Annotated in this window: 24 protein-coding genes; 13 read left to right on the top strand and 11 right to left on the bottom strand. The window is 69.4% G+C overall.

The genetic code is table 11. The features are described 5' to 3' along the window. The first annotated feature begins 42 nt into the window (after positions 1 to 42). From ACFU7D_RS00550 to ACFU7D_RS00540, 3 genes are all read left to right on the top strand, one after another. On the top strand, positions 43 to 846 hold the full coding sequence (locus tag ACFU7D_RS00550) for an MBL fold metallo-hydrolase (protein ID WP_378861893.1): 804 nt from the start codon (positions 43 to 45) through the stop codon (positions 844 to 846). After that, positions 843 to 1466: an NAD(P)-dependent oxidoreductase gene (locus ACFU7D_RS00545; protein WP_378861890.1), complete on the top strand. Its 624-nt coding sequence runs from the start codon at positions 843 to 845 to the stop codon at positions 1464 to 1466. Before ACFU7D_RS00550 ends, ACFU7D_RS00545 begins: the two co-directional genes overlap by 4 nt. Positions 1467 to 1590: 124 nt before the next feature. Continuing rightward, on the top strand, positions 1591 to 1809 hold the full coding sequence (locus ACFU7D_RS00540; protein ID WP_378861887.1) for an amphi-Trp domain-containing protein: 219 nt from the start codon (positions 1591 to 1593) through the stop codon (positions 1807 to 1809). A gap of 18 nt (positions 1810 to 1827) precedes the next feature. On the opposite strand, the gene cls is transcribed toward ACFU7D_RS00540, so the two are convergent. Beyond that, entirely contained in the window at positions 1828 to 3261 is a 1434-nt protein-coding gene (gene cls, locus ACFU7D_RS00535) for a cardiolipin synthase (protein ID WP_378861884.1), read from the bottom strand. An 85-nt stretch (positions 3262 to 3346) separates the two neighbouring features. Beyond that, the gene (locus tag ACFU7D_RS00530) at positions 3347 to 3745 is read right to left on the bottom strand and encodes a hypothetical protein (protein ID WP_378861881.1); all 399 of its coding nucleotides are present in this window, start codon (positions 3743 to 3745) and stop codon (positions 3347 to 3349) included. A gap of 232 nt (positions 3746 to 3977) precedes the next feature. Between ACFU7D_RS00530 and ACFU7D_RS00525 the strand changes: the two genes are divergently transcribed. From ACFU7D_RS00525 to ACFU7D_RS00515, 3 genes are read left to right on the top strand one after another with little or no spacing between them, the layout of a single operon-like run. Continuing rightward, on the top strand, positions 3978 to 4337 hold the full coding sequence (locus ACFU7D_RS00525; RefSeq protein WP_378861878.1) for a carboxymuconolactone decarboxylase family protein: 360 nt from the start codon (positions 3978 to 3980) through the stop codon (positions 4335 to 4337). Next, positions 4309 to 5430 (top strand): AI-2E family transporter, encoded by a 1122-nt coding sequence (locus ACFU7D_RS00520; RefSeq protein ID WP_378861875.1) that lies wholly within the window; start codon positions 4309 to 4311, stop codon positions 5428 to 5430. The genes ACFU7D_RS00525 and ACFU7D_RS00520 overlap by 29 nt, the downstream gene beginning before the upstream one ends. 7 nt (positions 5431 to 5437) lie before the next feature. Further along, positions 5438 to 6340 carry a YhjD/YihY/BrkB family envelope integrity protein gene (locus ACFU7D_RS00515; protein ID WP_378861872.1) on the top strand — a complete coding sequence of 301 codons (903 nt, stop codon included), beginning with the start codon at positions 5438 to 5440 and terminating at the stop codon, positions 6338 to 6340. Positions 6341 to 6364: 24 nt separating this feature from the next. Here the strand turns inward: ACFU7D_RS00515 and ACFU7D_RS00510 are convergent, their stop codons facing one another. Both ACFU7D_RS00510 and ACFU7D_RS00505 read right to left on the bottom strand, forming a co-directional pair. After that, positions 6365 to 7783, bottom strand: a complete 1419-nt coding sequence (locus ACFU7D_RS00510) for a DUF2252 domain-containing protein (protein ID WP_378861869.1) — start codon at positions 7781 to 7783, stop codon at positions 6365 to 6367. A 615-nt stretch (positions 7784 to 8398) separates the two neighbouring features. Beyond that, positions 8399 to 9346 carry a 1,4-dihydroxy-2-naphthoyl-CoA synthase gene (locus tag ACFU7D_RS00505; protein WP_378861866.1) on the bottom strand — a complete coding sequence of 316 codons (948 nt, stop codon included), beginning with the start codon at positions 9344 to 9346 and terminating at the stop codon, positions 8399 to 8401. 73 nt (positions 9347 to 9419) lie between these two features. Between ACFU7D_RS00505 and ACFU7D_RS00500 the strand changes: the two genes are divergently transcribed. The 4 genes from ACFU7D_RS00500 (at position 9420) to ACFU7D_RS00485 (ending at position 11320) form a co-directional block, all read left to right on the top strand. Then, on the top strand, positions 9420 to 9800 hold the full coding sequence (locus tag ACFU7D_RS00500) for a MerR family transcriptional regulator (protein WP_378861863.1): 381 nt from the start codon (positions 9420 to 9422) through the stop codon (positions 9798 to 9800). After that, positions 9797 to 10132, top strand: a complete 336-nt coding sequence (gene trxA, locus ACFU7D_RS00495) for a thioredoxin (RefSeq protein WP_378861860.1) — start codon at positions 9797 to 9799, stop codon at positions 10130 to 10132. The genes ACFU7D_RS00500 and trxA overlap by 4 nt, the downstream gene beginning before the upstream one ends. A 55-nt stretch (positions 10133 to 10187) precedes the next feature. Next, positions 10188 to 10637, top strand: a complete 450-nt coding sequence (locus tag ACFU7D_RS00490) for a nitroreductase family deazaflavin-dependent oxidoreductase (RefSeq protein WP_378725292.1) — start codon at positions 10188 to 10190, stop codon at positions 10635 to 10637. Between the two features lie 80 nt (positions 10638 to 10717). Further along, positions 10718 to 11320, top strand: a complete 603-nt coding sequence (locus ACFU7D_RS00485; RefSeq protein WP_378725369.1) for an ACT domain-containing protein — start codon at positions 10718 to 10720, stop codon at positions 11318 to 11320. A gap of 6 nt (positions 11321 to 11326) precedes the next feature. Here the strand turns inward: ACFU7D_RS00485 and recD are convergent, their stop codons facing one another. The 5 genes from recD to ACFU7D_RS00460 form a co-directional block, all read right to left on the bottom strand. Further along, positions 11327 to 13081, bottom strand: a complete 1755-nt coding sequence (gene recD, locus ACFU7D_RS00480; protein WP_378861857.1) for an exodeoxyribonuclease V subunit alpha — start codon at positions 13079 to 13081, stop codon at positions 11327 to 11329. Next, positions 13078 to 16359 (bottom strand): UvrD-helicase domain-containing protein, encoded by a 3282-nt coding sequence (locus tag ACFU7D_RS00475; protein WP_378862076.1) that lies wholly within the window; start codon positions 16357 to 16359, stop codon positions 13078 to 13080. The genes recD and ACFU7D_RS00475 overlap by 4 nt, the downstream gene beginning before the upstream one ends. A gap of 2 nt (positions 16360 to 16361) precedes the next feature. After that, complete coding sequence (recC, locus tag ACFU7D_RS00470) at positions 16362 to 19751, bottom strand: exodeoxyribonuclease V subunit gamma (protein WP_378861854.1); 3390 nt, start codon at positions 19749 to 19751, stop codon at positions 16362 to 16364. A gap of 48 nt (positions 19752 to 19799) precedes the next feature. Beyond that, positions 19800 to 20525 carry a hypothetical protein gene (locus ACFU7D_RS00465; protein ID WP_378861851.1) on the bottom strand — a complete coding sequence of 242 codons (726 nt, stop codon included), beginning with the start codon at positions 20523 to 20525 and terminating at the stop codon, positions 19800 to 19802. A gap of 188 nt (positions 20526 to 20713) precedes the next feature. Beyond that, positions 20714 to 21295: a hypothetical protein gene (locus tag ACFU7D_RS00460; RefSeq protein ID WP_378861849.1), complete on the bottom strand. Its 582-nt coding sequence runs from the start codon at positions 21293 to 21295 to the stop codon at positions 20714 to 20716. 103 nt (positions 21296 to 21398) lie between these two features. Between ACFU7D_RS00460 and ACFU7D_RS00455 the strand changes: the two genes are divergently transcribed. The 3 genes from ACFU7D_RS00455 (at position 21399) to ACFU7D_RS00445 (ending at position 25229) form a co-directional block, all read left to right on the top strand. Then, positions 21399 to 21863 carry a hypothetical protein gene (locus tag ACFU7D_RS00455; RefSeq protein WP_378861846.1) on the top strand — a complete coding sequence of 155 codons (465 nt, stop codon included), beginning with the start codon at positions 21399 to 21401 and terminating at the stop codon, positions 21861 to 21863. 3 nt (positions 21864 to 21866) lie between these two features. Beyond that, a complete protein-coding gene (locus ACFU7D_RS00450; RefSeq protein ID WP_378861843.1) occupies positions 21867 to 23231 on the top strand; it encodes a hypothetical protein in 1365 nt (454 codons plus the stop codon). A gap of 108 nt (positions 23232 to 23339) precedes the next feature. After that, a complete protein-coding gene (locus ACFU7D_RS00445; protein ID WP_378861840.1) occupies positions 23340 to 25229 on the top strand; it encodes a DUF5107 domain-containing protein in 1890 nt (629 codons plus the stop codon). Between the two features lie 6 nt (positions 25230 to 25235). Here ACFU7D_RS00445 and ACFU7D_RS00440 read toward each other — a convergent pair whose 3' ends face one another. Then, positions 25236 to 25733 (bottom strand): PGPGW domain-containing protein, encoded by a 498-nt coding sequence (locus ACFU7D_RS00440; RefSeq protein ID WP_378725306.1) that lies wholly within the window; start codon positions 25731 to 25733, stop codon positions 25236 to 25238. Positions 25734 to 25789: 56 nt separating this feature from the next. After that, positions 25790 to 26164 carry a DUF805 domain-containing protein gene (locus tag ACFU7D_RS00435; protein WP_378725308.1) on the bottom strand — a complete coding sequence of 125 codons (375 nt, stop codon included), beginning with the start codon at positions 26162 to 26164 and terminating at the stop codon, positions 25790 to 25792. Positions 26165 to 26322 lie beyond the last annotated feature (158 nt).

The following is a 26322-nucleotide window of genomic DNA, read 5'->3' as shown; positions in this document are numbered from 1 at the left end:
CTGGTATATCCCGTCGCCACATCGGTGCCTAGCGTCGACAGCATGGACATTCACAAGCTCTCGCACGACGTGAGCCAGCTGGCCGACTGTGCGCTGGTTCCCGGGCTGGGATATCTGCCCGTGAACGCGTTCGTGCTGCATGCTCAGGAGCCGGTCGTGATCGACACCGGGCTCAGCACTCCCGACAAGCACTTTCTGGACGACCTCGCCGCGGTCATCGACCCCGCCGAGGTGCGGTGGGTCTGGATCACCCACCCCGACCGCGACCACACCGGAGGGGTCCGGGCGTTGCTCGACGCGGTTCCGAACGCGCGCCTGATCACCACCTTCGGCGGCGTCGGAATCCTCGGCTGCGAGTGGGAGGTCCCGCTCGAGCGGGTCTACCTGCTCAACCCGGGCCAGGCGCTCGAGGTGGGCGACCGGACCATCCGAGCCTTCCGCCCGCCCCTGTTCGACAGCCCGGTCACGACCGGATTCGTCGACGAGAGCACCGGCGCGATCTTCACCTCCGACTGCTTCGGCTCACCGGTACCGACCGCCGAGCTGGCCACGTGCGCGGACGTACGCGAGGTCGGGGACGTACGCGAGGGGCAGCTGCTCTGGGCGACGATGGACAGTCCGTGGGTGGCCAACGTCGACGAGGCTCGCTATCGCCGGACGATCGAGCCGCTTCGATCGCCCGAACCGTCCGCCATCTTCAGCACCCACCTACCTCCCGTGCTGGCGCAGACGGACACCATGTTCGACACCATCAGCCAGGCGCCCCAGGCACCGTCGTTCGCCATGCCCGACCAGCGGGCTCTCGAGGAGCTCCTCGCGACCTTTGCCCCGGTGGTGCCGTCATGAAGCTCGCGATGTTCGGGGGCAGCGGGTTCGTCGGTGGCCCGGCGCTCGCCTTGGCTGCCGAGCGCGGACACGACGTCCGAGCGCTGATGAGGTCCTCGAACCGGGACACTCCCGCGGGCGTCGACGTCGTGACGGGCGACGTCCTCGACCCCGAGGCGGCTGCCCGAACGGTGGCCGGCTGCGAAGCCGTCGTCTCGACCCTCGGCGGGTGGGGTGACAACGATTCGATCGACCTCGGCGCCCGTCACGTGCTTGCTGCCATGCGCGAGGAGGGGATCACGCGGATCGTCTTCATGGAGGGCTTCAACATCCCCTTCCCCGGAGACCCACGCAACGCCGGCGCGATCCTCATCGACACGGTCGTACGTCTGCGCAGCCCCGGCCACGTTCGGAGCCAGCGGCGCCTGGGACTCATGCTGCAGGCGTGCGTCGACCTCGACTGGACGATGGTGCGAACCCCGATCGTCCGTGCCGGGGACAGGACCGGTCGGACCGAGGTCGGAACGCTCAGGATGGGTCCACGAGACCACGTGACGACCGGCGATCTGGCCGAAGCGCTGCTGGACGCCGTGCAGGACGGTCGGCACCTGCGCGCTGCCCCCATGCTCCGCTCGGTGTGACCGTGGGCTTTCACGGGGCGAGCGGGAATCACGCGTTCTGTACGACCACGGTCTCCATGTCGGCGGGGTAGGTTGCAGGCGTGTCATCTGCCGGGCGCACCTCAACGTCAGACAAGGAGTCGGAATGGAACTGATGGAAGTCACCGAACGGGCACGGCTGCGTCGCGAGGACGCCGCGGCTCGCCTGCGCGCCCTCGCCGACGCGCTCGCCAGCAACAACGAGGTCGAGTTCGAAAAAGAAGGACTGCGCTTCAAGGTGCGCGTCCCCGACGAGGTCGACTTCAAGCTGGAGGTCGAGATCGGGGACGACGAGCGCGAGGTCGAGATCGAACTGAAGTGGTGACCGGAGGCTCGACGCGGACTACTGCAGCGCCGCGGTCAGCCTCATGACGTTGTCCAGGTACGCCGCGCCGCGCGACCGTGTCAGCCAGTCCTCGAGGAGCAGCTCCTTGGAGATCGACCGATAGTTGTCCTCGACCTTGCGCATCTCGGCGACGACCTCGGGTCCGAGAAGCATCAACGAGACCTCGTAGTTCAGCACGAACGAACGCATGTCCATATTGCTCGATCCCAGGACCGCGACATCGTCATCGACGCTGAAGAATTTCGAGTGCAGGATCGCGGGCGCCGGATACAGATAGATCCGCACCCCCGCGCGCAGCAGCGCCTCGTAGTAGGAGCACTGGGCGTGGTAGACCATGAACTGATCTCCGGCCTCGCTCACGAACAGCTCGACCTCGACTCCCCGCTGCGCGGCCGTGGTGATGGCGTACAGCAGCGACTCGTCCGGCACGAAGTAGGGGCTGGTGATCGAGAGCCGGCGTTGCGCCGAGTACAGCAAGAGCGTGAATGCGCGCAGGTTGTTCTCCGTCGAGAAGCCCGGCCCGCTCGGGATCACCTGGCCCTCGATGTCGCCGGCCGGGGTCGGTACCGTGCCGAGCTCGTCGGTCAGCTTGATCTCCGTCTCGCTGTACCAGTCGGTGCAGAAGAGCAGGTTGAGAGCGCTGACCGCCGGTCCTTCGACGCGGGCCACCAGCTCCGTCCACTCACGGCCCAGCTTGTGGTTCGCGGGCTTGTTGTAGCCGGGCTCGATCAGGTTCTGCGAGCCGGTGAAGGCCACCATCCCGTCGATCACCAGGATCTTGCGGTGGTTGCGCAGGTCCGGGCGGCGCTTGAACGGTGCGATCGGCAGCATCGGGTGCCACTCGATGCCGGATGCGTCCAGCCGGGCAGTGAACTCCTTGTACCCCGGGATGCCCTTGGATCCGAGGTGGTCGAAGAGCAGACGTACCTTCACCCCGCGATCGACGGCCCGCGCCAGCGCCTCGTAGAAGGGGCCGGTCACGTTGTCCCACGCGGTGATGTAGAACTCGACGTGCACCCAGGCGGAGGCCTTGTCGACCTCGGCGGTCATCGCCGCGATGGACTCGGCATAGACCGGGAAGAGGTCGATCTTGTTGCCGGGCGTCACCGGCTGCGCTCCCAGGTTGCGGCTCAGCGTCGCCACCGAACGTACGTACGCCGGTCCGGGGAAGTCTCTCTCGAGTGTGGGCACGTGCGCCGCTCGCTCCGCCACGAGCGCGTTGACCTCGGCCTGCTGTTCGTTACGACGGCGCCCGAGCTTGGTTCGCCCCAGGACGAGGAAGATCACCCACCCGAAGAGCGGCACGACCAGGATCAGGAGCAGCCAGGCCATGCCGCTGGACGGCCGCCGGTTCTTGGGCACCACGCCCAACGCGACGATCTTCAACGCGAGGTCGATCAGGTAGAGGGAAGCGACGATCCATGGGGCCATGGTCGGAAGTCTGGTGCTCGCCCGGCCACGCGTCCTCACCCAAGATGCGTGAAGACCGACGCCGCGGCCGAACCAGGGCGGGGGCTCAGCAGGTTTCCTGGACGTCGGTGATGAGAGTCCGTACGTCGCTGCCAAAAGTGGAAAGCGCGGTCGCCGCGGCACTCAGAGTGGCGGCGGAAGCACTCTCCTTGGCCGCGTCGAGGCTCGCCGCGAGCGCGTCGTAGCTGGCTTGGACGGCGTCGATCTGGCTGGAGAACTCTGTCTTCGCGTCGGACTCGACGTCGGACAGGTCCGCCCCGATGGCCTCGAGTCCGCTCTCCAGGTCGGCCAACGCGCCCGAGGACGTCACGTCGATGTCCCGCACCTCGTCGACCGATGTCTGGAGGTCGTCGACGGAGCTGCACACGGCAGGTTGGTCTTCCCCGCACCCGGTCAGCGGTGTGGCCAACGCCAGCGTCAGGACAACGGCGGGGATGAGCTTCATGGAACCCATCCTTCGCGGGGACGGGTCCACTTTCGTCACACAGAAGACGTGAACATCGTCGACCGGAGCCTCGGGCTCCCCGGCGAGCGCGCTTCACCAGATCTACATGATGCGGACCGAACCGTGGTGGGGGTGAATGAGGCGTACGGACGGCGAATCGAAGGGTCGCGGTCGAACTCAGAGCGAGCCGGAAGGACGGGCCGGAGTGCACTACGCCGATCGACTCCACCGCTTGGCCATCAACCAGACGGAGTGGTCCGAAGACCCCGTCTACGCGGCCGACGAAGCGTGGCGCGAACCCACGCTGGATGCCCGAACCCTGGCCCTGGTCCGGCTGGCCGCGCTGGTCGCGGTCGGGGGTGAGGTCCCCTCCTACGGTTCGGCTGCGGATGCGGCCGTCGATGCCGGCGCGAGCGCTGCTGAGGTCGTCGACGTGCTGATCGGCGTCCTTCCCGTCATCGGTACGGCACGCGTGGTCGCAGCCGCTCCCCGGCTGGCGATGGCACTCGGATACGACACCGACGCGCTCGAGCAGGAACACCCGGCCGGGACAGGAGATCCTCATGAAGCACGCCTCCACCACCGCGCCTAGCGAGCTTCGGCCCCGATCGTTCGCCTGGACATTGTTGCTGGGTGCCGCCGCGCTGACGCTCGCGCTGGCCGGCGTGAGATCCGTCGCGGACATCGTCGGGCCGGTCCTCATGGCCGTGGTCATCACGATCACGTTGCACCCGATCCGCCTGTGGCTGGAACGAGGACGGCTTCCCGGGTGGGCGATCTCGACGCTGATGCTGGCCGCTGCAGTCCTGCTGCTCTCGGTCTTCGCGGTGGCCCTGATGGTCTCGGTCGGGCAGCTGGCCGCTCTGGTCCCCACGTACGCCGACCAGATCGCCGAAGGTGTCGCGAACGTGGGGAACACCTTGCGGGACGCGGGGGTCGAGCAGGCGCAGATCAACGCGGTGGTGAACGCGTTCGACCCGGGTCAGATCATCGACGTGGCCATGTCGGTGCTCGCCGGCACCCTCGGCGTGGCCACCGATCTGTTCTTCCTGATCACGGTGCTGCTGTTCGTGGCCTTCGACACGGACTCCACGCGCCGCAGCCTGAAGACGTTGGGTGACCGGTTCCCCGACCCGGTCGCCGCGCTGGACAACTTCGCCCACGGCACCCGCAACTACATGGGTGTCTCGGCGGGCTTCGGGCTGATCGTCGCGGTCATCGACGGGGTCGCCCTGTACCTGCTGGACGTCCCCGGAGCCTTCGTGTGGGCGGTGCTTGCCTTCGTCACCAACTTCATCCCGAACATCGGCTTCGTCATCGGCGTCATCCCGCCAGCCCTCATCGCCCTGCTCGACGGCGGCGTCGGCCTGATGGTGACCGTCATCGTCGTCTACTGCGTCATCAACTTCGTGATCCAATCCATCATCCAGCCTCGGGTGGTGGGCGACTCGGTCGGTCTGTCGGCGACGTTGACGTTCCTCTCGCTGGTGTTCTGGACCTGGGTGATCGGACCGGTCGGCGCGCTGCTCGCCGTCCCGTGCACGCTGCTCACCAAAGCCCTCCTGGTCGAGGCCGACCCGCGCGGCAGGTGGGCCCTGCCTCTGATCTCAGGGAAGCCGGACACCGAACCGGGGCCGGAGCGGGCCGCCCCTGCCGAGCTTCAGCCTGAGGGAACGCCCGAATGAGATCGGCATGGACTCGAACGACGGGACTCCGTCCCCGGAGAGCCAGACCGGCCCGGCCGCCGATCCTGTCCGGGCCCGCGTCGACGCCGTCCTAGGACGTCTGCCGGCCGGGTTGCAACGGCGGCTGGGATGGCTGCTCGACAGGCAGCTGGGACGGATGCTCCTGCGGGCAGTCGCAGGGCTCAGCCGGATCGAGGTGTTCGACCGGTCGATGACCATCGCGGCCCAGTTCTTCACCTCCGTACTCCCGGTGCTCATCCTGCTCGCCACCCTGGGTTCGAACGGCGACAGGTTCGCCGACGAGATCGAGATGCCGGAGCAGACCCGGCAGGTACTGGAGGGAGCCGTCGACACCGGCGGTGCAGCGTTCGGCATCGTCGGCGCCGTCTTCGTGCTCGTCTCGGCGACGAGCCTGTCTCGCGCGCTGGCCCGCGCCTTCGCTGCGATCTGGGCAGTGCCGCGCCCACCGACCAGGCTGAGCTATGCCTGGCGGTGGCTGGCCGTCGTCCTGGTCTTCGCGCTCTCCCTGGTCCTCGTCCGAGCTGCCGGTGAGCCCCTCGGCGCCCTCCCGCCTCGGGAGCTGTGGCCACGGGTGGTCTCGTTCACCTGGGACGTCGCGGTCGCAGTGTTCATCCCCTGGGCGCTGCTCGCCGGCGCCGTTCGCGCCCGGATGCTGATGCCGGGTGCGCTGCTGTTCGCTCTCCTGATGATCACGGTCCGCCCCGCCACCCAGGCATGGCTCCCCGGGGCGCTCGAGGCAAGCGCCGACCGGTACGGATCCATCGGTGTCGCCTTCACCTACCTGACCTGGCTCTACGTTGCCGCCTTCTGCTTCCTCACGACCGCGCTCGTGGGCCAGGTGGTCACGACCGATCCCGGGTTGCTCGGTCGACGCTTACGGGGCGACTGACGACACGGCTGGTCGAGGGCACCCTCAGCCCCGCTGAGCCACGACCCGCCCTTCATCGACCGCACGACGCAGCGCTGCGTAGTCCCGCTCGTTCTGGTCGGCGTAGGCCTCCGCGAACGTCGAGACCGCCCGATCGAACCGATCACCGGAGCCGAGGTAGCTCGCGATGGCGACCGGGTCACCGGAGCGTGCGTGGGCCCTGGCCAGCGTCCACCCACACATCCGGGCGTACCCGGTCATGGCAGTGGGATTCATCGCCTCCACGATCGCCGAACCCTTGCCGTCCCACAGCTGCCGGACGAAGAAGTCTCGCTCGACGCCGTCGAGCCCGCTCGCCCTCACCCAGCCGAGCATCACATCGCTCGCGGACTGCATCAGTCGCTGCCCCTCGACGACCCGCTGACCGTGGCTGGTGTACGCGCTCTTGCCGAGGAAGGGTTCCAGGACGGATGCCGTGGCCTCCTTGGCCTGGAGGAACAGCGGGTCCCGGTCGTCGTTGCCGATCAGCAGCACGATCCAGGCGCGGGTGCCGACGCTGCCGACCCCGACCACCTTGCGTGCGGCGTCGGTGAAGCGAAACCCCTCGAGGAGGTGCCGATGGTCCCCCTGCAGGGTCCCGCGGTAGATGTGCAGGATGGCATGGAGCGTGTCTTCGAGCTCATGGAACTCGTTGTCGGGCATCAGCTCCTGGATCCTTGCGATCATCGGAGGATCGTGGATCAGGCGCGGACGTCCGTCCACGATCTCCACGAGCTTCGAGAAGGCCTTCAAGCTGTTCTTCGCCTGGGCCTTGGCCACGTTCTTGCGGAAGCGCTTGAGCTGTTTGCTCTCGACCTGCGAGCTCACCAGAGCGTCCAGCTCGTCCATATCCAAGCGGGCGTACCACACGTCGAGCTTGCGCATCCGCGCCAGCTCCCGCATCGCCTCTCGGTAGGACGATGCGGCAGCCATGGTGACGGCCCTGCGCGCGGCATCGTCGAACTCACGGTCACGCCCGGCGACCGCAAAGCTCGCCACCATGCGCTTCACGTCCCACTCGAAGGGGCCCGGCAACGTCTCGTCGAAGTCGTTGAGGCCGAAGACCAGGCGCCGGTCCGGTGCGGCGAACGACCCGAAGTTCGACAGGTGCGCGTCGCCGCACAGCTGGACCGTCAGGTCCGTATGCGGCGCACCCGCCAGATCTGCCGCCATCAGGTAGGCGGAACCACGGAAGAACGTGAACGGGTCCACCAGCATCCGGCCGTAGCGGAGCGGCACGAGCTCTTGCACCCGACTGCTCCCCTGCTCCTCGAGGAGGGCGACAGGGTCGGCCCGGTCGGGCGCCGGTCGCCACTCGCCGTGCACCGAACGCGGGACCTCCGCTCGCGCCCGTCGGCCCACCGAAGCCCGCTCCGCCAGGGTGAGGTGGTGGGGCCGAGGTGCCTGGGTCTCGATCGAGCTCATCGCTCCATATGACCTCACCCGCCCGCCATCGGCATCACGCAGCCTGTGTGACGCGTCGCGGCGCTGCCTCATTGAGCGACGCGTACGACTCCGCGCCCGCGGTCAGCCGGACCCGCGCACGCAGCACGTGCAGCGTTGCCTCCCCCGGAGACTCGTGCTCCGCGAGCAGCCGGCCGTCAGCGAGCGCGATCAGCGTCTGGCGGCTGGTGGATCAGACGGCGATGACCCTGCGCGCAGCCGCGGCTTTCACGCTACCTCGGTTGTGGACCCCTGCGCCGCCACACCGTCCAGGGGGCGTGCGGTCAGCGCTGATCCGACGATGGGTCCGCATCGGGCTCATCACTCGGGTGCAGCGCACCCCCTTCGCCTTCCCAGCGATTCTCCTGCTTGTCCTCAGCAGCCGTGCGTTTCCGGTGCGGCCAGCGCAAGATGTCTCGCACCCGATCCTGGATTCTTCCCATCGACACTCGTCCCATCGATGACATTCGTCGGCAGATTCTTCCGGACAGCACCCCGCAGTGGGATTGTCACCACTTTAGACGGAAGTGCGGCCGCTAGCCCCTGCCTTCGGCGATCCAGCAAGGTTCCAGGCGTCGGTCTCAACCGTTCACGCGGTCAGTAGTACCAGGGGTAGGGCGACCAGTCGGGCTCGCGCTTCTCCAGGAACTGGTCGCGGCCCTCCTGTGCCTCGTCGGTCATGTAGGCCAGGCGGGTGGTCTCACCGGCGAACATCTGCTGGCCGACGAGGCCGTCGTCGAGGAGGTTGAAGGCGTACTTCAGCATCCGCTGGGCCGTAGGCGACTTGCCGTTGATCTTGCGGCCCCACTCGAGCGCGACATCCTCGAGCTCGGCGTGCGGGACGGCGCGGTTGACGGTGCCCATGCGTACGCCGTCCTCGGCCGAGTACTCCTCGGCGAGGAAGAAGATCTCGCGGGCAAACTTCTGGCCGACCTGGCGGGCGAGGTAGGCGGAGCCGTAGCCGCCGTCGAAGCTCCCGACGTCGGCGTCGGTCTGCTTGAAACGCCCGTGCTCGGCGCTCGCGAGCGTCAGGTCGCAGACCACGTGGAGGGAGTGGCCGCCACCGGCGGTCCAGCCCGGGACGACACAGATGACGACCTTCGGCATGAAGCGGATCAGTCGCTGGCACTCCAGGATGTGCAACCGGGCGAGTTTGGCCTTGTCGATCGGGGTCGGCTCCTCCGCGCCGGTCCGGCCGGCGGCGTACGCCTCGGTCTCCTCGTACTGGTAACCGGCCTTGCCGCGGATGCGCTGGTCACCGCCGGTGCAGAAGGAGTGCTTGCCGTTCTTGACCGAGGGGCCGTTGCCGGTGAGCAGGACGCAACCGACGTCGGCTGAGGTCCGGGCGTGCTCCAGCACACGGAGGAGCTCGTCGACGGTGTGCGGGCGGAAGGCGTTGAGGACGTCGGGGCGGTCGAAGGCGATGCGTACGGTGCCGTGCTCCTTGGCCCGGTGGTAGGTCAGGTCGGTCAGATCCTCGAAGCCCTTCACCTCGTCCCAGCGGCTCGGGTCGAACGTGTCGGAGACTCCCTCGATGGCGCTCATGGGCCTGAGGTTATCCGCCCCGGTGGCCGCAGGCTTGACCTTGCCCCCCGGGGCAAGGTCTACCGTCGTACGCGTGCAGATCAAGGAGCTCGCGGATCAAGCCGGCGTGACGGTGAAGGCGGTGCGCTATTACGAGTCGCGCGGCCTGCTCGCGCCGCGACGGGCGGGCAACGGATATCGCGACTACGCCGAGGTGGATGTGCAGGTCGTACGGGAGATCCGCGCCCTGCTGTCGCTCGGCCTCACCGCCGAGGAGACGCTGCCGTTCGTCGACTGCCTGCGCGCCGGCAACGACCGTGCCGACGTGTGCCCCGCCTCGCTCGACGCCTATCGGCAGCGCATCGCCGAGATCGACCGGCGAGTCACCGAGCTGACCGCCCTGCGCGGCGAGCTCGCCGGGCTGCTGCACGAAGCCGAGTCCTATCGACCGAACCCAGAAGGAGACAAGCGATGAGTCAGACCGCCGTGATCGAGGACATCACCGATGCCCGGTTCGTCGAAAACGTGCTCATGTCCGAGACGCCCGTGCTCGTGGAGATCTGGGCCGAATGGTGCCCGCCCTGCCGGCAGCTCGCACCGATCCTCGAGAAGATCGCCGCCGAGCGGGCCGGGACCCTGCGGGTGGTGAAGCTCAACCAGGACGAGAACCCGGCCACCTCCGCCGACTACCGGGTCATGGCGGTGCCGACGATGCTCCTCTTCCGGGGTGGGAGGCCCGTGCTCCAGGTGGTCGGCGCGCGGCCGAAATCGCATCTCGACCGCGAGATCGACAAGGCCCTCGCCTGATTCGGCCGGCTCGGAATACTCGGAATAGTCGTCGCCTCGTGGTGTTGTAGTGGGCATGACCGAACTGCAAGGTGAATACGTCCCGAGCACGGCCGGCTGGGTGCGCGAGCAGGTTGCCGCGTTCGAAGCCTCCAACGGCGCCGAAGGCAACGTCCTCGAGCGCGACGGCAAGCCGATCATCCTGATCACCAACCGCGGCGCGAAGACCGGCGCGATCCGCAAGACCCCGCTGATGCGGGTCGAGCGCGACGGCCGTTACCTCGCGGTCGCTTCGCTGGGCGGCAGCGACAAGAACCCCGCCTGGGTGGCCAACTTCCGGGCGTACCCGGATGTCGCCCTGCAGGACGGCGACACCAAGAAGGCGTACGTCGTCCGCGAGCTGTCCGGGTCCGAGCGCGACGAGTGGTGGGACTACGCCGTGAAGACCTGGCCGACGTACGGCGAATACCAGCCCAACACGTCCCGGATCTTCCCGCTCTTCCTGCTGGAGCCGGCCGACAAATAGGTCACCAATTGACCGGTGTGTAACCGGGACAGTGCCACGACTGTCGGTTCACGACGCTAGGGTCTATGGCCATGCCGTTCCTGCTACGCGTCGAGCTGCCCGATGTCCCGGGTTCACTCGGTCGCCTCGCCTCTGCCATCGGTGAAGCCGGTGGCGACATCGAGGCGATCGAGATCGTCGAGAAGAACAAGGTCGACGGGAGAGCTGTCGACGATGTGCTCCTCGAGACCCAACCGGGAACGATGCCGGACTCCATCGTGTCGGCGTGCAACGAGCTCGACGGCGTGCACGTCGTCTGGATCTCCCGCTACGCCGCCGGCGGCAACCTCTTCCTCGACCTCGAGGCCGTCGAGGACCTCACCGAGAACGCCCTCGAGGCGCTCGACCGGCTCGTGGACGTGCTTCCGCTGACCTTCCGTGCCGACTGGGCCATCCGCGTCCACCGCGTCAAGGGCATCAGCCGAGCCACCGACGGCTCGCCCGAGAACGTCCCCTTCATCGAGCTCGACCGCCCCGAGCGGATCGAGGTCGACGGCGAGGACGAGAACATGTTCGCCGGCGCCCGCATCGACGGCAACGAGATCGTGATCATCGGCCGCCGGGGCGGCCCCGACTTCCTCGACTCCGAGCTGGCCCGCCTCGGCCATCTCGCCTCCCTCGCCACCTCGATCGCCCGCTCCTGACGCAGCTCAGTGGCCGAGCCGCTGGCGGAGGCCGGAGGCGCGCTGGGCGCGATGGGTGATCGCGGCGGTGACGGCGTCGGGGGTGCCGACGATGCGTACCCGCTCCTGGGCTCGGGTGACCGCGGTGTAGAAGAGCTCGCGGGTGAGCAGCGGCGAGTCGTCGGGCGGGAGCAGGACGGTGACGGACCTGGCCTGGCTGCCCTGGGACTTGTGGACGGTCATCGCGTGCAGGGTCTCGATGTCGCCGAGGCGTGAGGGCGCGTACGTCGCACCACCCGCGATCGCGACGCGGAGGTCGCCGGCGGCATCCTGATAGGTGACGCCCGTATCGCCGTTGAAGAGACCCAGGCCGTAGTCGTTGGCGGTGACGAGGACCGGTCGGCCCGGATACCACTCATGACCCCAGCCGATGCCGAGCGGCTCACCCGTGGTCTCGGCGAGGCCGCGCTCGATCTGCCGGTTCCAGTGGGCGATGCCCCAGGGGCCGTCGCGGTGGGCGCAGAGGAGGCGCGACTCGTCGAGCATCCGTACGCAGCGCTCCGCATCTCCCGCGAGCGCAGCCTCGTGAAGAGCTGCGGCGTGAGCGACCAGGCCACGCTCGACGCGCGCCATCGCGGGCTCGTCGGCGGGGTCGATGAGCTCGACAGCGTCGTCGTCCGACTTCAGCACGTCGAGCGCCGCGTCGGCGTCGCCGACTCGCAGCGCCTCGGCGAGGGCGCCGATCGCACCGCCGAAGCGATGGGTGGTGCGGAGGGCGGCGACGGCGTCGGGTGAGCGCACGGCGAGCCCGGCGACGAGGTCGGAGAGCACCGCCCCGGCCTCGACGCTCGCGAGCTGGTCGGGGTCGCCGACCAGGATCAGCCGCGCTTCCGGGCGCACCGCCTCGAGGAGCCGGGCCATCATCGTCAAGGACACCATGCTCGTCTCGTCGACGACGATCACGTCATGCGGAAGCCGGTTGGTGCGGTGGTGCTTGAACCGGGTCGAGGAGCCGGGCCGCCAGCCGAGCAGCCGGTGCAGGGTCGACGCGGTCAGACCGTCGAGCCGGGAACGGTCGGCGGCGGTGAACTGCGGCGCCCGTTGCGCTCCCTCCACCGCCTCCTGCAGCCGCGCGGCCGCTTTGCCGGTCGGTGCGGTCAGCGCGACCCGCAGCGGGACCGAGGACTGCTCGGCGAGCAGCGCCAGCAGTCCGGCCACGGTCGTCGTCTTACCGGTCCCGGGTCCGCCGGTGAGCACCGTCGTCGACTGTCGGGCGGCGGCGAGCGCGGCGGCCCGCTGCTCGGCGTAGCCCTCGCCCGGGAAGAGCCGGGCCGCGGTCGCCTCCAGCAGGGCTTCATCGGCCACGGGTCGCGGTGAGGCCAGGCGGGCGAGCAGGTCGTCGCGTACCTGGCCCTCCTCGCGGTGGTAGCGGTCCAGGTAGAGCAGGCCGTCCGCGACCTGCACCAGGGACTGCGCGGCGAGCGGGCTGTCGGCGACCGCCTCCAGCCAGCCGGCCTCGCTGGGCCAGGGCAGTGTCTCCTCGGCCTGCCGCAGCGCGGCCAGGTCGACGCACACCGACCCGTGCCGGACCGCGCGGACCGCCAGCGCCACCGCCAGCCGCACCTCGTCGCGCTCTTCTCCGGCGAGCGCGGCGGCGCGGGTCGCGACATGTACGTCGGCCGCGGTCAGTACGCCCTCGCGGTTGAACGACGCGAGCAGGCCGGTCGCTGACCTGGCCAGGCGCGCGTCGAAGGGGTCCTCGGACTCCCAGCGCTCGATCATGAGGCCACTCCATCCGGAAGAGTTCCGTCCAGCAGGTCGGACAGCGCCACCGCCAGGGACGCGGGTGGCCGCCAGGTGAAGACGCCGGTCGGGATGCCGTCGACGACAGGGGTGTCCGGGCCGAGCATGCCGCGCACGTAGAGATAGAGCACGCCGCCGAGATGGGTCTCGGGGTCGTATCCGGGCAGGCGCCAGCGCAGGAAGCGGTGCACCACCGCGGAGTAGAGCAGCGCCTGCAGCGGGTAGTGGGAGTGCAGCATGGCCTCGGCGAGCTTCGGCTGGGTGTAGTCCATGGCCTCGACGCCCAGGAAGTTGGTCTTGTAGTCCACGACGACGAACCGGCCGCTGGGCAGCCGCAGCACCACGTCCACCGAGCCGGTCAGGTAGCCCCGCAGCGACTGGTCACCCAGCGGCGGATCCTCGAGCCGGTCGGCGTACGTCACCATCGGGTCGCCCGCCGGAAGATGCTCCCGCAGCAGCGGGGCGAGATCACGCAGGCGTACGTCGGGCCCGCCGGCGTTGTCGCCACCGGCCAGCGGGATCTCGAAGTCGAGCTCGCGCAACCGGTCGCGCAGCGGGATCTCGGCCAGCGTCAGGTCGTCGGCCAGCGGCCCGAGCGAGGTCAGGTTGAGCGGCAGGATCGCGGTCGCCAGGTCCTCGGCGGAGGCCGGCACCGGCCACCAGCGGAGCTGCTCGCGGGTCCTCGTGAGCAGCTCTTCGCCCAGGTCAGGGGCCTGCGGGTCGGTGTGCTCCAGGACCGCGTGGACCAACGACCCGAAGCCGGCGCCCTTGGGCAGCTCGGCCATCGGCGAGAGCTGCGCCTCCTCCACGGGGGTCTCGACGAGATCGACGTCCTCGGCGATGGGCTCGTCGTCCGTGCCCTCGACCTCCGGCTCCGAGGTCGCCGCGACGCCCTCGTCGACCCGGATGAGCCCCGAGTAGGACGTACGCCGCCACTCCGCGTCCACCTCGCGGGTGAACCGCCTCGCGGCGAGCCTGCCGGGCGGCGCTTCTCGCACCGGTTGCGCTGCAGTCACCGGCACCGCTTCCTCGGCTGTCGGACCGCCGTGGCGCGCGACGTTGCTCAGCAGACTCGCCGCGTCCTCGTCACTCGGCACAGCGACGTTGTCAGGAACCGCCGCTTGGCCAGGACCGCGCCCGAACAGCAGCCGGTGCAGGCCGCCGGTGGCGGTGTTGGCGGTCGGCGCCCACCACGCGACGACCTGGGACTGCGCCCGGGTCAGCGCGACGTACAGATCTCGAAGCTCCTCCCCCAGCTCCTCGGCCTGGTGGCGCGCCAGATGCTGTGCCCACTGCGCACCGGTCCGGGTGACATCGATCGTCCGCTGTCCCTCGGCGTCGTGGAACCGGGCGACCTCGGGGTCGCGCACGAAGAAGTCGTAGGCGAAGGGCAGGTAGACGATCGGGTACTGCAGGCCCTTCGACCCGTGCACCGTCACGATCTGCACCGCCGCGGCGTCCGAGTCGAGCCGCCGCGGCCGCTCGGCTGCGGCAGAACGCCGCCGCTCGTCGCGGAACCAGGCCAACAGCGCCGGCAGCCCGAGCGAGTCGCGCACGGAGATGTCGTGGAGCAGCTGCCCCAGATGACGTACGTCGGTGAGCAGTCGGTCCCCGTCGGTGCGCTGCAGGACGCGCGCGGTGAGCCCGCGCTCCTCCGCCGCCTCGATCAGGGCGGCGACACCGCGGCCACGCAGCAGCAGCGCCCAGCCGCGTAGCGTGTCGGCGATGCGCGAGGTCAGCGCCTCGCCGCCCGCGTCGAGCTCGGTCGCGGTGTAGCCGAAGAACACGCTCAGGCCGGCGGCCCGCACGAGCGGCGTCCGGTGGGGCGAGTCGAGCGCCTGCAGCAGCGCGAGCCAGTCCTCGCCGGCGGGCGTCAGGAAGACGTCGCCGCCACCGGCCATCACCGCCGGGATGCCGTGCTCCTGCAGCACGCGCTGGACCAGCAGCCCGTGGGAGCGGATCGCGACGATGACCGCGACGTCCCCTGCCTGGACCGGTCGATCGCACCACGTGGCGCCCGAGCCGAGCAGCGCTGCGATGTCACCGGCGAGGTCACGGGCGATGTGCGTGCGCGCGTCGCCGGCGGTGATCATCTTGCCGCGGGTGAGCTTGAAGCCGCCGCGGCCGACCCGGCGGATCCGGAACGGCGACGGATGCGGAACACCCGCCAGCCGGGAGCCGCCGTGATGCGCCTTCACGTCGTGGACGACGATCTCCGGGGAGCCCAGGGCCGCGCCTCGCAGGACCACCTGGAGCCGCTCGACCAGCGGCTCGTCGCTGCGCCAGTTGGTGTCGAGCGTCGCCTGCGTCTCGGCCGCCCGGGCGGCCGTCAGGTAGGTGAAGACGTCACCGCCGCGGAAGGCGTAGATCGCCTGCTTCGGGTCACCGATGAGCACGAGGGTGGCGTGGCCCTCGAAGGCGCGCGACAGCACCTGCCACTGCACCGGGTCGGTGTCCTGGAACTCGTCGACCAGCACGATCCGCCAGCGCTGTCGCATCCGCGCCCGTGCGGGCGCCGACGTGTCCTCCAGCGCGACCGCGAGCCGGGAGAGCAGGTCGTCGTAGGAGAGCACGCCGCGCATCTGCTTGCGCCGGTCGACCTCGTCCCGGACCGCCTCGGCGAACCGCGCCCGCGCGCCTGCGACCGGATCCTCAGCCGGTGCCGGGGCCAGCACCGACTGCGGGTCCTCGACTGCGGTGCGCGCCAGCCCCAGCGCGTCGTCGCGGTCGAACGGCGGTCGCTCCCGGGCCTCGCCGAACCACTTCAGGTAGAGGTCGTCGACGACCTCCACGACCAGCTCGTCGAGCGACTCGACCAGCTCGGCGCCGGCATCGGTGTCACCAGCCACGCCCAGCGACCGCAGCACGAGCTGGCAGAACTGGTGGGTGGTCGCGATCGTCGCCCCGTCGAAGGAGGCGAGCGCGTCACGCACGCGCTCGTGGCGCAGCCGGATCTCATCGTCGGACACGTCCAGCAGCAGCTCGAGGTGGGCGTCGAGCGGGGTCGGCCGCTGCCCGGCGACGGCGGCCGCGAAGGCTCGCTCGGCCTCGACCAGGTGGGAGCGCACCCGGTCGCGCAGCTCCTGGGAGGCGGCACGACCGAAGGTGATCGCCAGGATCTCGTCGAGAGTCGCCTCACCCTCGACGACGTAACGGGTGACCAGCGCGCCGATCGTGAAGGTCTTCCCGGTGCCTGCCGAGGCCTCGATCAGCGTCGTCCCGGTCGGGAGAGGACCGGTCAGGTCGAATCCGTCCATGCTCACCAGCTCCCCTGCTCGGCCGTGAGCAACGGCGACCAGACCCGCATCGCGAGCGCCCCGAAGCGGGACGTCTCCCCGTCGAACTCGTCGCCGGCCTCAGGCGCGTCACCCAGACCAGGGATCCCGGCCCCCTTGCCCCAAGCCCGCACCTGCTCCACATCGGACTCCTCGCCCTCGAACCGCCCGTCCTTCCACTCCCAGCCGGCCTTGTAGAGCGCGTCGTCGACGCCGGCCTGGGTCCGTCGCTGGCGCGCGTAGGCGAGCGAGGTCTTCAGCGGCAGCGGCAGCGGTGCGGCGAGCCCGCGGTCGCGCAACCGCACCAGGTCACGGAGCACATCGACGGCGGTGTGGTCGAGCGGCCCGAGCTGGGAGAGCCCGAACGGCGTACGCGACCGGGAGTTGCCCGGACGGCCCAGCGTCCAGGCGCTCCAGGCGCGGTCCTCGTCGGAGGCGGCCAGCGCGACCAGCTGCACCCACGACTCGATCCGCTGCTTGGCGCCCAGCCGGGAGTACGTCACCGGAGCGAGTCGGTCGCCGTAGACCTGTGGGACGGTGCCGGTCAGGCGCCGACCGTCGCCGAGATCGACCTCGACGTCGACGGCCCGCGCCTGCCCGGTGGAGATGCCCGCCTGCCGCACCCGCAGCGCCTCCGCCGCGATCGGCTTCGCCTTGGTGATCACGTCGGTGAGGATGCGCCAGCCGAGCCACTTCGGAGGGAGTACGCCGCGTCGCCACTCCTGCTGGGTCGCCTGCTCCTCCGACATCCCGGCGAGCAGGTCGTGGAGCAGCCGGTCGCCCACCGACCACTGCCCCAGGCCATCGAGCTCGACCGGCAGGCCGTCGGAGAGCGGGTCGTCATCACGCGGCAGCGCCAGGTCCAGCCGGTCGCGGAAGAATGCGCGCACCGGCGCGCGGTAGAAGGCCAGCAGCTCCTCGAGCGTCAGGTCTCCGGCGGCGGCCGGCGCCAGCGGGGCGGGCAGGAACTCCGGCGGTTCGACGCGGTCCGACACCGCGGCAAGGGCACCAGCCTCGGCGGCCCTGTCGAAGGAGAAGGAGTGTCCGGCCACCAGCGCCCCGGGCGTCAGGTTGCGCGGGTCGAACGGCTGCAGCGGGTGTCTGGTCGTCACGACCTCCTTGACCGGCCTCCCGTCGGCGGAGACAGCGGTCGCGTCCAACGCGTCCAGCAGCTCGCCGAGCGGCACCGCGGGCGGCCGCGGCTGGCCCGAGTACTCGTTGGCGCCCGTGTAGGTGACCACGAGCGTCTCGGTCGCCGCCAGCAGCGCGTCGAGGAAGAGCTGCCGGTCCTCGCTGCGCAGGTCGCGCTCGCCGGTCTGCGGGTCGCGGGCCAGCAGGTCGTCGCCGTCGGTGATCCCGACCCTGGGGAACACCCCGTCGTCCATGCCGAGCAGGCAGACCACACGATGGGGCACCGAGCGCATCGGCACCAGCGTGGACACCGTCAGCGTGCCGGTGCGGAAGTTGGCACGCGTCGCCCGCCCGGCCAACCGCGCGCCCAGGAGCGCGCGCACGTCCGGGAGTCGCAGCTCGTCGACCTCATGCCCCGCTGCGGCGTCCCGCACCCGGGACAGCTCCCTGGTCACCTGGCCCGACTGCCACTCGTCGTTGGTCGAGACCGACGTCAGCGCGGCGACACCGTCCTCGATCACCTCGAGCCAGTGCTTCAGCGGATGCACGCCAGCCAGCTCGTCGGTCACCCGTTCCAGCCGATCGACGAGCTCGGCGAACTTCCCCGCCAGCTCGACGCTGCCGCTCCCCACGTCGTCCAACGGCAACGTGGTGTCCAGCCAGGTCGCCGAGTCCTCGGACATGGCCACCCCGGTGAGGATCCGGTCCATCCCGAAGCGCCAGGTGTTGGCGACGTACGTCTCCAGCCCGAAGGGCTCGCGGTGCTCCGCGTCGAAGCCCCACCTGATCCCGGCGTCCTTGGCCCAGTCCTCGAGCTGCTCGAGGGCATCGTCATTGAGCCCGAACCGGCGCCGCACCGGATCGAGATGAGCAAGATCGAGTACGTCGCTCACACCCGCCCGCCCACCGGCCAGGTCGAGCAGTCTGGTGGCCACGTCCAGGAGCGGGTTCGTACGCGTCAGCGACCGGTCCGCCAGCTTCACCCGCAGGCGGTGAGCCGGGTGTCCGGTCTCTCCGGTCATCTCCCCCAGCCCGAACCCGGCCTCGATCAGCGGCGCGAAGGTCTCGATGTCGGGGCACATCACCAGGACGTCTCGCGGCTCCAGCGTCGGGTCCTCCTCGAGCAGCCCCAGCAGCACCTCGCGCAGCACCTCCACCTGCCGCGCCTCGCCGTGGCACGCATGCACCTGGATCGAGCGGTCCTCCGGCTCGAGCACCCGGCTCGGCGCCTCACCGACCGTGTTGCCTCGGATGTCCCCCTGCAGCCACCCGAGCAACGACTCGCCGCCGGTCGAGCCGCGAGCGCCAGCGAGCGTGTCGAGACCAACACAGTCGTCAACTGCGGCCAGTTCCGCGAGCCCTCGCTGCAGCTCCCGGGTATCGCGCCCCAGCGTCGCCAGCAACGGATGCCCGACCGCATCGTGCGAACGGTCCGCCGTCCGCGCGACCGTCCCGTCCAGCCCAGCGAGCGACGCCCACAGTTCCTCGGAGGGATGCGGCAGCCACAGGTGCACCTCCCGGTGCTCCCCCAGCGCCGCGACCAGCTCGACGTCGGTCGCCGACAGGCGGGTGTGGCCGAACAACGAGACCCGCTCGGGCAGCGCGAACTCCCCCGGCGCCTCCTTCAACCGCGCGACCGTTGCCGCCTGCCGCTCCACCGGCGTCGGCCCGCCGACCAGCCCGGCGACGGCCCGCCACAGCGGCGGCTGCCAGCTGAGGTCGTCGGCGATCTCTGCGCCCAGCCCGTCGGTGTCCCGCCCCGCACTCCAGTCCGCGACCACCGCCGGCCGCTGGTCCGCGTACGCAGCGAACAGTCGCGCCAACCTCCTTGCCAGCGCCAGCCGCCTTCCCCGCCGACGTACGCCTTCCTCCGTCGCATCCCCGTGCCCCAGATGCAGCGCGAGCGGCCTCGCCCAGGATTCGTCCAGCGATGCGTCGATCGCCGCCAGCACCGGCCAGGTCAGTGACTCCGGCGCCCAGGGGTCCTCATCCCCCGTCCCCGCGACCTCGGCGAACAGCGACCAAGGCGTCCTGAAGTCCACCCCCGCGCAGATCCCGTCGGACCGCCCATCCGCTGCCCCGAGCCGATGCGAGAGCCGCTGTGACAACCACCGCTCCACCCCCCGCGCCGGCACCACCACGACCTCCGTCGCGAACGGGTCCCCCAACGGCACCGACAGCTGCTCGCCGAGCGAGTCGGCGAGCAGATCGGTCCGCGGTGCGCGGTGCAGATGTACGACCACAGACCGCAACCTATCGGGACGCACCGACACAGGTGCGGACCCGTCAGGTCACCAATACTTGACGCACGGCCTGAACGTCGGTGACCACGAGTCCGACGACGAGGCGCTCGGGTAGATCACCATCGAGACCACCGCCGACTGGCACAACTTGATCCGCCGCTCGTCCCCCCGGAGGTTCCTGGTGAACGCCGCAGGGTTATGAGTGATGGACCCCTTGTTCGCGTAGCGGATGGTCGTGTCCGAGTTCTTCTGGTCGTACGCCGAGCTTCGGCCATAGGTCGCCGAGCGGTGCGCCCTCTCCTCGCGGCCGCACGTCGGACTGGCACCGACGCTCACACCCCAGGGGAGCCCCACCGAGACAGAAAGATTGCCGTTGCAGGAGTAGTCGCTCCATCGCTGGGTCACGCTGAGCTTGGCGATGCTCCGTCTGGGCTTCTTGGTCGTACACGGCCCGGCGTAGGTGTAGACACGCACGCGCGGCTTGGTCACCTTTCGGTTGACGTACACCACCATCGTCGAGATCCCGTAGTTCGCCGCGACCTTCCGCTGGAACAGCATCGTGCCCGACAGCGTCACGCGGACGCATCGATTCGCGATCGTCTTGGACTGGCTCGTGGTGAAGCTTCGGGAGTACGTCGTCGCGGCCTCAGCCGACTGTGCTCCGATCATCGGGGCCGCGACCGCCACGAGCGCGAGGATCAGTCCCGCCGCGAAGGTCACCACCCGCCGACGCCGGTTCGTCTCCAAGATCGCGTCGGATGAACTCTCGGACATGGGCGGGTCCTTCGGTCGAAGATGGCTTCACATCGGCCGGCGACCGGTGCTCAGCAACGGTATGAACCCTCGGACTCATCCCGGACCCGTACCTTTCCCGTAGTTCCGAGGACACAGATGCTCCATGCCGTCACCGGAACTTGCAGCACTCGACCCAGAGGTCCCTTCGTCTCTGCTGGGTGCCTCGATCAGCCCACGAACTTGAACGTCGGCATGACCTCGTCGATCAGGCCATCGATCTGCTCTTGCGTGGCGAAGGCGTTGGTGAATGTCCACTCCACCGCTACCTGGCTGCCTTTGATAAGGACCCCGAAGTTCTCGAAGGTGTTGGTGTCGTTCGTCTCACGAATGTGAAAGAAGGTGTATCCGCCGTACTTGACGTCGGGGAGACGCTTTGCGCCCGGTCCAGCCGCGTTGAGCCGAGCGCCCGCAAGTTCCTCGGTATTTCGGGCGAGCGAGGCGGTGTCTGCGTCAAGCACGGCTCCCCCGGGGGAACTTCCATCGTCCCCCGGGGCGTCGATCAACCAGTAGGGGTCGTCGAAGCGCACGTTCCAATCAGCGGGAGCACTCAACTGCGCCCCATTTTGGTCAGCCGTCTGCAAGCCGCCAGGTGACTCGCTCGGTGCGTCTGATGTCGTAGATGCGGACGGGCTCGGCGGCTCGGACGGATCGTCGGTGCCGCCACAAGAAGAAAGCGCAGCGGTTGCAGCAACTGACAAGGCGAGTGCGGTGAGCCGACGAGCCATGCGGCCTGTCCGAGATGCAGTCATGCCCGAGAGCGTAGTGGCTGCGTACGAGTGACGATTGAGCGTGACCATCTTCGACGGTCGTGTCTAGACTTTGCCTACCGCGCGAACTGACTCGGAGGCCAACATGGCAGGTGCACGCTCAACTGGAGTCAACGAGACTCTCGTCAACACGATCAAGGATGTGCTCACCGACGCGAAGGTCGAGATCGACAAGGTTCACGTCGACAAGCCGGGTTCCAAGGCCCTCGGGGGCAGTGCGTCGGCATCGACGCTTGAGGCATTGATGAACCTAGCGACCGATCGCATCAACTCCGCGATGTCAGAGACGTCCGATGCCCTGATCAAGTTCGTAGATGGTCTCGACGATGCCGTTCGCGCGGTGAAGAATGCAGACGAGGAAGCCGAGGCAGCGTTCAACAACAAGATGACCGCGGCCATCGATCTCATCAATCAGCCCTTCTTCGAAAACCTGGTGACGGATGATCGTCCGAACATGCCGGGCGTCCAGTTGCCCTTCTTTCCGCTGTCGCCCGAGGCTCTCCAAGAGATCGCGTCTCGCTCCGAGTTCGGCCAGGACAAGGAGGACTGACCTATGTCTGCAGTCAAGGGCACGATGATGCTCATGTTGGAGCAGTACATCGCCAGTGCGGCCCCCGAGGAGGTTGAGAGCCGCCTAGCGGAGTGGCGACGCGCGCGCACCGCCATGAATGAGGCCGCTTCGAGCCTGGATCTGGCCGGAAAGAGAGTTGGCGATGCCTTCGAGGAGACGTCCCTAACGACTGACGCCGCCAAGACGGCGTTCAAGGAGACTTCGAGTGGTCTAACTAGGAAGGTCGCTCAACTCGATGCAGCGATAGAGGCACTGAGCAAAGCGCGAGCGACCACAAAGCAGGCGCAGGAGACCCACAAGCAGCTTGAGGCCTCTCTCCCCGCAACCCACGGCCCAGCCCCCTCCCCCTCTGACCCGAAGTACGCGCAGTCCGGCACCGGGGTCGATGCAGCGCAAGCGACCCAGAATCAGAAGGCGCTCCAAGCAGACCGCGCTGCCCACGCCGCCCGAGAACAGGCAATCGCCAACGCCGAGGCAGCAGCGGCTCAGCAGATCCGTGAGGTCGACGACAGCAACTACACCGCCGAACCCCCCGTGCGTGCGATCACTGACGAACCCGACACCGACTCCGGCAAGGCTCCAGCGGCACCTGCGTCGCCCGGCTCCTACAGCGCCATCGCCGCGTCCAAGGCCCGGATGGAGAAGTACAACTCCGGGACGCTCTACCCCGACGGCTGGGGTCACGAGCTGATCGCTCAGGAGAAGGCGAACATCGCGGGCTACGAGGCAGAGAACAAGCCCGAGTGGAACGGCACGCAGTGGATCAACGCCGACGGCACACCCGCGCCCTCGACGTCGTACGCGATGGTCGAGACTGCTGACGGCCTCGCACCGATGGCCGGCGGAAGCGGCGGCATGGCCGCACTGGCGATCGCTGGTGGCGGGGCTCTGCTCAGTGCTGGCGTGGCGAAGGCGCTTGCCAACAGGTTCGCGTCCGGGGCGTCTGCGAAGGCAGCGACAGCCAGCGCCACGTCGAGGTCTGCGGCCGCCAGGGGCGGCGCTGCCGGTGCCCGCGCGGGTGCCGGGGCCGGCGCTGGTGCACGCGGGGCCGGCGCACGTGGCGCCGGCGCAGGAGCGGGTGCGCGTGGCGCCGGTGGGCGTGGCGGCCGAGGCGGGCCGACGGGAGCGGGCAGCCGTGGCGGACGCGGTGGAGCCGGCGGGGCCGGCGGCCGCGGCGGCAAGAAGGACGAGAAGCGGAACGGCCAGGACCAGGACTGGCAGGCCGACTACAGCGACGACTGGACCGAGACGGCGAGCGACGTCCTGGATCCCAACGCGGCCCGCGGCTGGACTCCGAACCCTCCCCAGGGTGACGACACCGACAAGAACGGCCGCAAGCCCTCGTAGGAACAGCGCTCCCTGAATCGCCGGCCTTCCACGGCCCACAGCCGTGGAAGAGGCCGGCGATTCACATTGCCCGGGTGGCAGCGGCCTCAGCCTGGTTGGATGGTCGCGATGACCACGCTGAGGATGGATCGGCTCTCGATCGAGGGCGCCGAGGACCCGATCGATGGGCCGCTGCCGTTGCTGCACGGGGTGCCCCGGCCGGGGTTCGAACCCGGCGCCGCGCCTTATCCGGACATGGCGGCCAACCTCGAGTACGGCCGGCCGAGCACGCTGCTGCCGTACACGGCTCAGGACTCCTACACCCGCCGACGCAAGATGCGTGATCTGCCGTGCCTGGTGCTGGAGAACGAGCTGCTCTCTGCCACCTTCCTGCCCGGCTACGGTGGGCGGCTGTGGTCGCTGGTGCACCGGCCGTCGGGCCGCGAGCTGCTGCACCGCAACCCCATCCTGCAGCCCGCGAACCTGGCGCTGCGAGACGCCTGGCTGGCCGGCGGGGTCGAGTGGAACCTCGGGGCCACCGGGCACTGGCCCCTCACCTGCTCCCCGCTGCACGCCGTGAGCCTGACCGCGCCGGACGGCGCGCCGGTCCTGCGGATGTACGAGCTGGAGCGGATGCGGCGGGTCGTGGTCACGATCGACGCCTGGTTGCCCGCCGGATCCCCGGTGCTGCTGGTGCACGTCTCGCTCCACAACCCGGCACCGAACCCGACGCCCGTCTACTGGTGGACGAACATCGCGGTGCCCCAGGGCCCGGACGTACGTGTCATCGCGCCGGCCGAGCAGGCCTTCCATTTCGACTACGGGGAGCAGCTGAGGCTGATCGACTTCCCGCAGACGGCTGGCGGTGACCAGAGCTATCCGGCGAGGTTCCCGCAGGCGGCCGACTTCTTCATGGACGTCCGGGGCGACGAGCGCCGCTGGATCGCCGCGCTCGACGGCGACGGCCGCGGGCTCGTCCAAACATCCACCGACCGACTCGTCGGCCGCAAGCTCTTCCAGTGGGGCACCGGTGCGGGCGGGGAGCGGTGGCAGGAATGGCTGTCCGGGCCGGACGCTGCCTACATCGAGATCCAGGCCGGCCTGGCACGTACGCAGCTCGAGCACCTCGCGCTGCCCGGCGGCGAGACCTGGGAGTGGGCCGAGGCGTTCGGCCTGCTCGAGGTCGACCCCGAGCGGGTGCACGGCTCGTGGGAATCGGCTCGGGCGGCGGTGAACGAGGCGGTCGAGATACTCGTCCCGCGGGCCGAGCTGGAAGACGCGCTCGGCGAGGCAGGACGCTTCGCACCGCCCGCGGACCTGCTCGCCCGCGGGTCCGGGTGGGGCGCGCTCGAGGTCGCGGCCGGCGCTGTGCCGGCAGACCCGCTGCGTCCGTTCGGGGCCTGCGGCGAAGATCAGCAGCCCTGGCTCGATCTGCTGCAGCGCGGCCGGCTGCCGGTCAGCGACCCACCCGCGGCTCCGGTCCTCGGTGCGCACTGGCGCGAGCTGCTGGAGACCTCGGCCGACGACTGGCATGCGTGGTACCACCTCGGCCTGCTCCTGCTGGCCGACGACGACCACCGCGGAGCGCGCGAGGTCCTGGAGCGGTCGGTCGCCGACCATCCCAACGCCTGGGCCCTGCGCGCCCTCGCGCACCTCGCCGAACCGGCGGCCCCGCCTGCTGCGGACCTCCTGCTCGAGGCCCACCGCCTCCGTCCCGACCTGCGCGAGCTCACCATCGAGCTGCTCCAGGCGCTGATCGCCGCCGATCGACCCGCCGAGGCGCTCGAGGTGATCGCCACTCTCACCGACGCGGACCGAGACCACGGTCGGATCCGACTGTGCACCGCGCAAGCGGCGCTCGCCGTGGGCGACCTCGACCGGGTCCGTCAGCTTCTCGACGCGGGCATCACGGTCGACAACCTCCGCGAGGGCGAGACCGCTCTGGACACGCTCTGGCTCGCCGTCCGTCCCGGCGAGCCGGTGCCGCCTGCGTACGACTTCCGGATGTCCTCCGACTGAGGGCCGTCAGGCGACCTTGTTCATCTCACCCGTGTGCTCGATGTCCTCGTCAAGCTGGCGGCGAGCAGCGGGGTGGCCGTGGAAGCGGTGGTAGGAGTAGCCCAGGATGGCGAGGGCGATGACGCACGACCCCAACAGCGTGACACCGGTCCAGTCGCCGCCCAGAAGCCAGAAGGACGCCTCGAGGGGCCACCAGTGGGGCGCCGGCGGGTTGATCAGGAAGACGACGCCGACGGCACCGATGGAGAGCGCCCCCAGCGTCGAGGCCACGATGCGCGGCCAGGTCTCGACGCCCTCGGCGACACCGCGCATGGCGCGGAGGCGGACCGGCTCGACATAGCGGCGAGCCCAGGCGTACTGGCGGGAGAGCACGGCCAGCCCCCCGAAGAGCATCAGCAGCCCAGGCCCCGGCAACACCATCGCGGCGATACCGGCGACCACGAGCAGCCACCCAACGGTCTCGTAGGCGAGCCGCTTCGCTGCGGCTCCTGCGAGGGACTTCATGCCAATAGCCTGCCATTCGGGGACAACCCCGAGAACAACTAGGGGAATTTTACGCCTCATGCGGCCAGGTCGTACTTGACACCCTCAGGGCTCGGGAAGGTCAACCAGAGCACCGCGAGGACGATGTCACCGATCACTGGTACGACCAGGATCAGCTGCCACCACCCGGAGCGGTTGATGTCGTGGAGCCGCCTCGCACCGAGCGCGATGGTCGGCAGGAACGCCACCAGCCCGTAGATACCGACCACGAGGCTCACCACCTCGTTTCGCGCCAGCACGAGGACGATGAGCATCAGAAGGTTCACGAGCATCGGCCAGAGCAGCTCAGTGCGGCTGGCGCGACCCGAGAATGTCGCGTACTTCTTCCAGAACCGCGCGTACGCCTCGGTGATCGAGGCCGCACGAAGCGGCTGGCTCAAGGGGATCGTCACGGGCAGGAACCTTAGGTGGCGGAGATCGGCTACGTAAATGTCTGGCCGGGCATCTGTTCCAGATACGAACAAAGTTCATCTTCCCGTAGGAAACGGACACAGACCGAAACAACAAGGGCGGCGTACGGAAAGAATTCCGTACGCCGCCCCCGGCTGTG

The sequence above is a fragment of the Nocardioides sp. NPDC057577 genome (genome assembly GCF_042801335.1).
Taxonomy (GTDB): Bacteria; Actinomycetota; Actinomycetes; order Propionibacteriales; family Nocardioidaceae; genus Nocardioides.
The sequence above is the reverse complement of the archived record's forward strand: the minus strand, read 5'-3'. Positions and strand labels throughout refer to the sequence as shown.